1 protein-coding gene is annotated in these 2,621 nt (G+C 61.6%); it reads right to left on the reverse strand.

The genetic code is table 11. The annotated features are described in order from the left end of the window. Window positions 1-77: 77 nt before the first annotated feature. Complete coding sequence (locus tag AC07S4_RS30340; protein ID WP_494990133.1) at window positions 78-2,459, reverse strand: penicillin acylase family protein; 2,382 nt, start codon at window positions 2,457-2,459, stop codon at window positions 78-80. Between the last annotated feature and the right edge of the window lie 162 nt (window positions 2,460-2,621).

The following is a 2,621-nucleotide window of genomic DNA, read 5'->3' on the forward strand; positions in this document are numbered from 1 at the left end:
AATTTTTAAAGAGGTCTGCGTTTCTTGCCGAAGCGTTGTGTTCAGCAGCAGAGAGACGAGATTATGGGGCTTGGTCCTCATTCCGTCAACCCCCTGTTCCGATAATTGCTATCGGCCCGTATCTGTTCCTGGCTGAATGGCAGCGGCACCAATTGCTTGGCGGCGTACAGCGGAACCTGGTCCGCATAGTTGGGCGACTTCGGATCGGTTGATTGCCCATACACCAGCAGCCCTTGCGCCACCGGCCCTGCCGCGTCGAAACCCACCAGCTGGATATAGCTCGTGCCCCAAACTATATTGCGATAACCGTCCGCACTCAGGGCCGTCGCCATGTGTACCGAGTTATAGGAACCGTCGATATCGCCTATGCCGCCGTGTACCGGCACCCGGATCCCGTTGCGGATATCTGCTTGATAATCACCCAGCTTCGCATCGAGTGGAACGCCTGCAGTTTGCAGTTTGAGCGCAGCGGCCTTCAGCGCACTCAGCATCGCAGGCATGGAAGCCGGCGCCACGCCCGTTGGCGTATTGACCGGATCCGCCGGATTAAGAGGCACGCGCCAGCGGTTCGGTATGCGTGCGGCGGCGTTCCAGAACTCGCGGAACAATATCGCACCCTGGCTGTCAAGATTGGCCCGCTTGTCCCATGTGGCAAGCACGCGGCAAGCCTCCGCCAGCAATGCATCGACGGTGGCGCAAGCGGCAAGCAGATCCGGCAGCACCAGTTCAGCCACATAGACGCGATTGGCAAACAGCAGTTCGCGCAAGTCCCCCTGCGCCAGCTTCCCCTTCGCGGCCAGTGCCGCATCCACCTGGCTGAAACCGATGCGCGTGCGCAGCCCCTGCTCTATGCCAACCGAACCGTACATGGGCGAGTAGCCGAATGGCGCCGGGCCCAGCAGTAAAGCGGATGAATTCGCCAGCCAGTAGCCGTCGTTCGAATTGGCCACATAATCGCCGCGCATCAACTGCGGTGCGCTCGCCGGATTGAAGATGCCATCCGGCGCGCCATCCTGTTTCGCCCAGCCGCAGCTCGTGCGTGCGCCGTCGAACGTCAGCATGGCGGGAAAGACCAGGCAGTCGGACAGAAAACGCTCGGTGTCGACGGCCGGCACTGCGCTGGCGTCGGCGTACAGTGTGCCGCCGTCACGGTCGGCGGCGATGGTGTTAACCCAAGGCAGTCCGGCGATGCGCTCGAGCGCGGCTTTCATGCTGGCCATACTGCTTGCGCGGCCCATGGCCAGCCATTGCTCCAGCAGCCGCGTATTGTTGCGGTTGGCATCGGCCAACACATAGGCTTGCGTTGCGCTCCAGTTCACGCCCGCTTCCGGCTTGACCAGCAGCGCACCTTGCTTACTGAAATAGAACACCTTGCGTTTGGTGGCGATGCTGCCATCCGCCTGCAGCACGTCCACGGCTACAGTCTTCGTGCTCATCTTGACCGGCGCGCCATCAAGCAGATAGGTCGTCCCGGAGGGGTCGGTGGAATCGAGCGCGAGACGGAAAGTGGTGAAGTGCGCCGCCTTGGTGACGGTATGGGTCCAGGCCACGTCCTTGTTGAAACCGATGACGACTATCGGCAAGCCGCCCAGGATGGCGCCCATGGCGTCATAAGACCCCGGCACGGTCAGGTGCGCCTGGTAGAAGCGGTCGGTACTGGTCCAGGGATAGTGGGGATTGCCGAGCAGCAGGCCGCGGCCGTTCTGGCTCGCGTCCTTGCCTATCGCCAGGCCGTTGCTGGCCATGCGCGGCTTGAACAGCCCAGCCAGCAAGACTGGATTGGGGCCCGCTTTACTGGCGCGGCGAGCCACCGCCGCACCGGGATCGCGCGCGGCGGCCAGCACTTCTTTGGCAAAAACCTGGCCAGATGCATGCAAGGCCTTTTCGGCCACCAGCAAATACAAATCGTCGACAGTAATCGGCCGCACCCATTCCTTGCCGCTGCAGGCGGCAGGCAAGGCGCCGGCATGGTCGCGCAAATAACGGTTGTAGCCGGCGGCGTAGCCTTCCAGCAGATCGCGGATTTCCTGGCTGCCGAAGGCGTAGCCAGCGCGCAGCTGCTCCAGGTCGAGATAGCCTTTGAAGAAAAAGTCGCTGTCTTCGTTCTTCAGGTCGAACCCGTGCTCGTCAAGATAGTCGATGGCAACGCTGTATTCGCCGTTCGCCCCCTTGGTGGGCATGGCCGCGCCGCCGAAATAGCGCGAACGCTCACCGCGCACGGTCAGGATGCTGTCGGCCAGCATGCAGACATTGTCCTCGGCATAGGCATAAGCCAGGCCGTAGCCCAGGCCGAGAAAATTGTCTGCGCGGATATGGGCCACGCCGTAGCTGGTGCGCGCCAGGTCGGCGCTGAAGCGCGGCGCCGGCTGCGGCGGCTCTGGGGCGGTGGCCGTGGACTGCTTGTCGCCGCAAGAGGCTAGCAGGACAGCGCACAACAGAAGCGGAATGAGCGGTTTCATATACAGCCTTTCGACGAGTGGTCGAAATATCATCGCCCTGCATGCTCAAGTCCGGCTTGATAAAACGCAAAAAACCCCGCACAGCTCACTATGCGGGGTTTTTCTATATAACTAGCCTGACGATAACCTACTTTCACACTGGTTGCAGCACTATCATCGGCG

It is taken from the genome of Pseudoduganella sp. GW821-FHT05F09 (assembly GCF_059419605.1).